Origin of the sequence: Collinsella sp. LCP19S3_B7, from assembly GCF_052121795.1 — a bacterium.
In the GTDB taxonomy this organism is placed as follows: Bacteria; Actinomycetota; Coriobacteriia; order Coriobacteriales; family Coriobacteriaceae; genus Collinsella.
In genome coordinates this window covers 107,130-114,172 of record NZ_JBQKDO010000006.1, presented here as the reverse complement: position 1 = coordinate 114,172, position 7,043 = coordinate 107,130, and the positions used below count along the sequence as shown (strand labels likewise).

The 7,043-nt window shown below is 60.3% G+C and carries 7 protein-coding genes and 1 tRNA gene; 7 read left to right on the top strand and 1 reads right to left on the bottom strand.

The window, feature by feature from the left end:
* Window positions 1-221: 221 nt before the first annotated feature.
* From ACTQW0_RS04195 to rbr, 4 genes are all read left to right on the top strand, one after another.
* Window positions 222-299, top strand: a tRNA-Asp gene (locus ACTQW0_RS04195).
* 340 nt (window positions 300-639) lie between these two features.
* Complete coding sequence (locus ACTQW0_RS04190; protein ID WP_154518481.1) at window positions 640-1,125, top strand: RrF2 family transcriptional regulator; 486 nt, start codon at window positions 640-642, stop codon at window positions 1,123-1,125.
* Between the two features lie 21 nt (window positions 1,126-1,146).
* Complete coding sequence (locus ACTQW0_RS04185; protein ID WP_427719505.1) at window positions 1,147-2,052, top strand: adenine glycosylase; 906 nt, start codon at window positions 1,147-1,149, stop codon at window positions 2,050-2,052.
* A 113-nt stretch (window positions 2,053-2,165) separates the two neighbouring features.
* Window positions 2,166-2,705, top strand: coding sequence for a rubrerythrin (gene rbr, locus ACTQW0_RS04180; RefSeq protein WP_154518486.1), 540 nt, complete (start codon window positions 2,166-2,168; stop codon window positions 2,703-2,705).
* Window positions 2,706-2,946: 241 nt separating this feature from the next.
* On the opposite strand, the gene ACTQW0_RS04175 is transcribed toward rbr, so the two are convergent.
* Complete coding sequence (locus ACTQW0_RS04175) at window positions 2,947-3,132, bottom strand: hypothetical protein (RefSeq protein WP_441567067.1); 186 nt, start codon at window positions 3,130-3,132, stop codon at window positions 2,947-2,949.
* A 26-nt stretch (window positions 3,133-3,158) separates the two neighbouring features.
* Between ACTQW0_RS04175 and ACTQW0_RS04170 the strand changes: the two genes are divergently transcribed.
* The 3 genes from ACTQW0_RS04170 (at window position 3,159) to ACTQW0_RS04160 (ending at window position 6,986) form a co-directional block, all read left to right on the top strand.
* A complete protein-coding gene (locus ACTQW0_RS04170; protein ID WP_154518493.1) occupies window positions 3,159-3,581 on the top strand; it encodes a hypothetical protein in 423 nt (140 codons plus the stop codon).
* 119 nt (window positions 3,582-3,700) lie between these two features.
* Window positions 3,701-5,056: a DNA recombination protein RmuC gene (locus tag ACTQW0_RS04165; protein ID WP_441567065.1), complete on the top strand. Its 1,356-nt coding sequence runs from the start codon at window positions 3,701-3,703 to the stop codon at window positions 5,054-5,056.
* Between the two features lie 127 nt (window positions 5,057-5,183).
* Entirely contained in the window at window positions 5,184-6,986 is a 1,803-nt protein-coding gene (locus ACTQW0_RS04160) for an ABC transporter ATP-binding protein (RefSeq protein WP_441567063.1), read from the top strand.
* Window positions 6,987-7,043 lie beyond the last annotated feature (57 nt).

Genomic DNA, 7,043 nt, shown 5'->3' with positions numbered 1-7,043 from the left:
CCGATCTCCCGGGGCCGGCCGATCCGGCCCTCAGGGTATCGGGTTCCCACATTCATCCGTACATGTGCGGATGAATGTGGGAGGTGTTCGGATAAAGTTGATAATCAAGGCCGGAGGGACCCTAAAAATATTTTCAAAAAAGTTGTTGCGCGGCGAACAGACTTCTGTGTATACTAATCCCCGCAGCGCACGCGAGCGGAAACAAACGCAAACGACTGCCTGGGGAGTTAGCTCAGTTTGGTTAGAGCGCCGGCCTGTCACGTCGGAGGTCGCGGGTTCGAGCCCCGTACTTCCCGCCAACGCAATTAAAGCTACGTCTTCGGACGTGGCTTTTTGCGTTTAATAGGACAACCGCTCGGCCGTCCCTTTCATTCAGCTCCTTGCTTCCGAGATGCGGAAAAGAATTAAGTACATCGGTTTAAACAAGGGGGGTTTGTTGCGCAACACTCGTTCAATGAAACAGGGGGTTAGGTTATACTAAATTCCACTGCAGGCCTAGTCTGATGCAATTTGCTTTGGATTCGACCTTCAGCGGACATCTAATTCACTATTTGGTTGTCCCGGCGGTTATTTAGCGTCTCGACGTAAGCTCGGCCCCGGAGCCCGTTCGAGCTGTTCGTATTCCTTGAAAGGGGAAACATGGACATATCGAGGAAGACTGATTATGCCCTCCGCATGCTTGCGATGCTTGCCGAGGAGCCGGAGCGGTTGCTTTCTGTTCGCACTGCTGCCGAAGAGGTCAATGTTCCGTATTCGTTTGCCCGCTCGATCCAACACGGTTTGGTTCAGGCCGGTATTGTGGAGAGCCTGCGTGGCGTCCACGGCGGTATGCGTCTTAAGGTCAACCCGAGCGAGGTCACTATCCGTCAGGTCGTCGAGGCCGTTCAGGGCCCTATGGTTATGAATGATTGCACGGCACTCGATGGCGACTGTGCACGCAGGGGCACGTGCTGCTATCATCCCCTGTGGGCTGGGGCCCAGGCGCTGATGCGTGACTACCTCGATTCCGTTTCGCTGGACGATGTCGTCGCTCGCCGCCAGTTCCCCGCCGTCGATCCCAAGTTCGCCGACCGCGACGCCTTTCCCGAGTATGCCGTTTGCGCGTGTGCTTGCCGGGAGGAGTAGCGCCGCATAAGGAGCATAGCTATGATTCAGGACCCCTTTCGTTCGATGATTCGTTCGGAAGGGGTTCTGCGTTATCGCGACCTTCCGTGGCGCCGCACACGCGACCCGTACATCATCTGGCTTTCCGAGGTCATGCTGCAGCAGACGCAGGTTCCACGCGTAGAGACGCGCATGCCGGCATGGCTCGACCGCTTTCCGACCGTGCATTCTCTCGCCCAGGCCGCTCCTTCTGATGTTTTGGACGCTTGGCAGGGCATGGGCTACAACCGCCGTGCTTTGGCGCTCCATAAGGCCGCGCAGCGACTCGTGGAGGACTGGGATGGGGAGTTTCCGCGTGATACACGCGACCTGGTCGCGCTGCCCGGTATTGGGCCCGCAACGGCGCAGGGCATTCGGTCGTTTGCGTTTGATCTTCCGGGAGTGTACCTGGAGACCAATGTGCGCACGGTCTTTCTGCATCACTTTTTTCCTGACGTTCCGTCTGTTCCCGACCGCGAGCTGGTGCCGTTGATCCAGGCGGCCTGCCCGGCGGCGCCCGGTGCGGCGGCGGATGAGGTCGCTCCCTTTGCCGTGCCGCTCGACGATGCCGATACGCCGCGCGCGTGGTATTACGCGCTGCTGGATTACGGCGCGTATCTTAAAAAGACGCTGCCCAATCCGTCTAGGCGCTCGGCGGGCTACAGCCGGCAGTCCAAGTTTGAGGGCTCGCGTCGGCAAAAGCGTGCCCATATCGTGCGCATGCTGCTTGCAGCTCGCGATGGACAGCCGGCGGGCATAACGCTTGTTGAAGCTGTTGCAGGCGTTAACAAGATGGAGGCCGCAGCGGGTCGCGAACCGGTTGGTTGCGATTTTATTGCGGGCATTCTTGCCGACCTGGAGCGCGAAGGCTTTTGTCGTGCCGAAGGCGAGCGCTGGCTGAGTGTGTGATGACGCGAATTTGCAGAACAGGGTAGTAAGGTTTAGATTCTCGGCATGAGGGTATCCTAAAGGCAATGCTGCTCAAAGTCTATGGGCGGCGCGTATTGAAGGGAAGTACACCTATGGATTTTGAGAATTCTCAAACCAAGAAGAACCTCGAGACCGCTTTTGCCGGTGAGTCCCAGGCGCACACCAAGTATCGTTACTATGCATCCAAGGCCAAAAAGGACGGCTACGTTCAGATTTCGAATATCTTTGCAGAGACGGCGGGCAACGAGTCCGAGCATGCCAAGCTGTGGTTTAAGTACCTGCACGACGGTGCTGTTCCGGATACGCTGGACAACCTGCGCGATGCCGCCGCGGGCGAGAACTACGAGTGGACCACGATGTATGACGAGTTCGCCAAGACCGCCGAAGAGGAGGGTTTTGCCGAGATTGCCGCGAAGTTCCGTGGCGTTGGCGCTGTCGAGAAGGCTCACGAGGAGCGCTATAACAAGCTCGTCGAGCGCATTGAATCGGGCGAGGTGTTTGAGCGCGAGGGCGTAAAGGTGTGGAAGTGCCTGAACTGCGGGCACCTGCATGTTGGTGCCAAGGCGCCCGAGGTGTGCCCGGTTTGCAACCATCCCAAGGCGTACTTTGAGGAGCAGGTGGTGAACTACTAGCGCCGATACGAACGTGGACTGCGGGGCGCGGGGCAGGAGGCCGGATTGCCTTCCCTCCCCGCTCACGGCTCCGCAGGGTCGCGTTGAGGGAAGGCAATCCGGCCTCCCTCCCCGCGCCCCGGCGTTGGGTCGTTGCGTGCTCGCTACAGAAAAGCTGATTAGAAGTTTGCGTGCCGCCCCTTTTGGGGCGGCACGTTTTTGTGTGGGGTCCCTGTCTTCACAATTTCCGTCAAGCTTTTGGTTAGGTTTTGGTCGGATGGCGCAAGGGCGAAAGGGTAAAAGATTGCTGGCGAAAAAAGCTCAAAGAAAGTGCTGGTAGGGGAGATGTTGAACTTTTCGACAGTTTTCTGACAAAAGAATCTTTGCGGCTATTGCCGCGGATTTCGTTGCCGCGGCCGCGATGGTGCGGGATGCTGGGCGCAAGCATCGAATGCTCCTATTGAGGAGGCCAACATGGATCTGTTTCTTGAGACCCCGCAGCAACAAGCCGAGCGCATGCTGCGCCAACAGCAGCGGCTTATGGAGATGCAAATGCAAGGGGCAGCCGTCCAGCCTCCTGCGCAAAACGCCGCGCCCGCGGTATCGTCTGCGGGTGAGGTGGACCCAGGAGCCTATTCCGTACAGCAAGATTCATATGCGCAGGAGCTTGCGTTCGACAAGCGTCGTGCGCGTCGCCGTCGCTGGGCCCAGCGCCTGCGTACGCTGGCGATGATCGTGCTGATCCCGTTGGGACTCGCGGCAATCTTCTTGGCCTCATATGCCCTTACGTGCATTCTCAACGGCGCTTCGCCCAGCGAAGTGCTCCAACATTTAACAGCTCTCGGCCAGCGCCTGGGCGATGTCGTAACAACCATCCGCGCCGGCTGGGAGAGTTAGCGTGCCAGTATTCATAGCGCAAAGGTAACTTGATGCGCTGCCGGCCACGCGCTGCATATGACAGGGTAAGATTGATTGCGGTTCGATTATTGCTCGATTGGGTTTGTTGGGCGGAGTCTATGTCTGCTGTTGATATTGTGCTGGTCGTGATCGCCTTGGTAGCGGTAGGAGTGGCTGTGGCTTGCGCCCTGCAGCTCAAGGGCCTTCGCGCCGAGCTGCGAGAGCGCAGCGATGGCGGTGCGGAGGCGCTGGCGGCACTCGAGCAGGCCAACAACGCGCTCGATGCCCTGAACGTCGCGCTGGCCGAAACCCGCCGCACGGCCAATGCCATCGCGCAGCAGCAGACGACAGATGCGGCCGTGGAGCAGCAACGTTACCTGAACATCGCACGCGAGTTTTCGCAAGCTGGTGACCGGATGGATGACCTGCGCCGCGAGACGGCCCAACAACTCGGTGCCAACCGCGAGGGCATCGAGCACCGCCTGGACAAGGTGCGCGAGACGGTCGATGCCCAGCTGGGTGCTATCCGCAAAGATAACAACGTGCAACTCGATCAGATGCGCGCGACGGTGGACGAGAAGCTCTCCCGCACGCTCAACGATCGCCTGTCGGCATCGTTTAAGCAGGTGAGCGACCAGCTCGAGGCCGTGTACAAGGGCCTGGGCGACATGCAGTCCATCGCCACCGGCGTGGGCGACCTTAAGCGCGTGCTGGGCAACGTAAAGGCGCGTGGCATTTTGGGCGAGGTGCAGCTGGGTGCAATCCTGGCGGACATCCTTACACCCGACCAGTATCTGGAAAACGTCGCCACCAAGCCCGGCGCCTCGGAGCGCGTTGAGTTTGCCGTCAAGCTGCCGGTAGACGAGGACGATCCCGTGCTGCTGCCGATCGACTCCAAATTCCCGGGTGACGCATATGAGCATCTGCTCGATGCCCAGGAGTCGGGTGACGCTGAGGCCGTCGCCGCTGCGCGTAAGACGCTCGACGCCATGGTCAAGCGCGAGGCCAAGGACATCTGCGAAAAGTACCTGAGTGTGCCGGCAACGACCAACTTTGGCATTATGTTCGTGCCGTTTGAGGGACTGTACGCCGAGGTTGTCAGTCGTCCGGGACTTATCGAGACCCTGGGCCGCGACTATCACGTCAACCTTGCCGGCCCTAGCACCATGGCGGCCATCCTCAACAGCCTGCAGATGAGCTACCAAACGTTTAGGCTGCAAAAACGCACCGATGACGTGCTGCGCGTGCTTTCTGCCGTCAAGGCCGAGCTGCCGCGCTATCAGGCGGCGCTGCGCCGCGCCCAGCAGCAGATCGAGACCGCGGGAAAGACGGTCGAGGGCATCATCACCACGCGCACCAACGTCATGGAGCGCAAGCTCAAGGACATCGACGCGCTGGAAGACGCCGACCAAGCTGATGAGATCTTGGGACTCACGCCCGCGGGCCTTCTCACAGATCAAGAAGACGAGGAATAATTACAACAAGACGGTGGGGCGCCGGCGCAAACGCGGGCACCACGCTGCTTTTCGCATCGTGCTTGCCTGAAGTGCGCTTTAGTATGCAACAATGACGTTTAGCCCCGCCAGATGTGAAAGGAAGCCCATGTCACAGAGAAGCACCAGTCCGCTCAAACGCTCAACCGTGCGCCGCACGCTACAGCGTTTTTGGGACGTCACGCGCACGCAGCCGCTGATCGTCTTTCTCTCGGTGTTCTCGTCGGCGGGCTACATCTTTTTGCTCACGTTTGCCAACACCTACGTGATGGCGCTTATCGTCGACCGCGTCCAGGCCGGCCCCGTGGCGGGCGACCGGGTGTTTGAGGTCTTTGGCCCCTACATTCTGGCGCTTGTGCTCGTTAACCTAGTGGGCCAAATCCTCTCCAAGCTGCAGGACTACACCGTCTACAAGCTCGAGATTGCGGGCAACTATCACTTGGCGCGCCTGTGCTTCGACACGCTCTCCAATCAATCCATGACATTCCACACCAGCCGTTTTGGTGGATCGCTTGTGAGCCAGACGAGCCGTTTTATGAGCGGCTACACGGGGTTGGTGGACGTGACGGTGTATTCGCTCATTCCCACTATCACCTCGGTTGTCTGCACGGTAGCGGCGCTCGCTCCGGTGGTGCCGACGTTTACCGTGATCCTGGTGGGCATTATGGTCGTCTACATCTCGTTTGTCTGGCTCATGTATAAGCGCATCATGCCGCTTTCGGCCGCGACGTCCGCCGCGCAGAACAAGCTGTCGGGCGTGCTTTCCGACGCGGTCACGAACATCCTGGCCGTCAAGACCTGCGGGCGCGAAGACTTTGAGCGCGACCTGTTCGATGCTGCCGACCGCGCCGCGCGCGACGCCGAAACGGTTTCGATGCACGCCATGATGCAGCGCAACTTTACGACCTCGGGCCTTATCGTCATTACCATGGCCGTGGTGAGTGTGTTTGTGGCGGGCGGCAACGCGTGGTTTGGCATCTCGGCCGGCGCGCTCGTCATGATCTTTACCTATACGTACAACCTCACCATGCGTTTGAACTACGTAAGCTCCATGATGCAGCGCATCAACCGCGCGCTGGGCGATGCGGCCGAGATGACGCGCGTGCTGGACGAGCCGCGTCTGGTGGCAGACGACGAGAACGCTCCCGAGCTCAAGGTGGGCGAGGGAGCGATTGATTTTGAGCACCTGAGCTTTGCATACCGCGACGCCGCGGCGGGCGAGAGCGTGTTCGACGACCTGACGCTCCATGTGGCGGCGGGTCAGCGCGTGGGCTTGGTGGGCAAATCGGGCTCGGGCAAGACGACGCTCACCAAGTTGCTGCTGCGCCTGGACGACGTACAGGGCGGTCGCGTACTCGTGGACGGTCAGGATGTCTCGCGCTGCACGCAGCAGAGCCTGCGCCGCCAGGTTGCCTACGTGCCGCAGGAGGCGCTGCTGTTTCACCGCTCCATTCGCGAGAACATCGCCTACGGCCGCCCCGACGCCACCGACGAACAGATCCGCGAGGCGGCCCGCTTGGCCAATGCCCTGGAGTTTATCGACCGCCTGCCCCGGGGCTTTGACACCATGGTGGGCGAGCGCGGCGTTAAGCTTTCGGGCGGCCAACGCCAGCGCGTGGCCATCGCCCGTGCCATCCTTACCGACGCGCCGATTCTGGTGCTCGACGAGGCGACCTCTGCCCTGGATAGCGAGTCCGAGGCGCTGGTGCAGGAGGCGCTTGAGAACCTGATGCGCGGCCGCACCTCTATTGTGGTGGCACATCGCCTGTCCACCGTGGCGGCGCTCGACCGCATCGTGGTGCTGGCGGACGGCGAGATTGTCGAGGACGGTACGCATGCGCAGCTTGTCGAGGCAGGCGGCGAGTACGCAAGCTTGTGGGGCCGCCAGACCGGCGCATTTTTGGAGGCGTAAAGACCCCATACGTGGGACAATCGTGCCCATAGGTAAGTTATGCCGCCAATCCGAGGA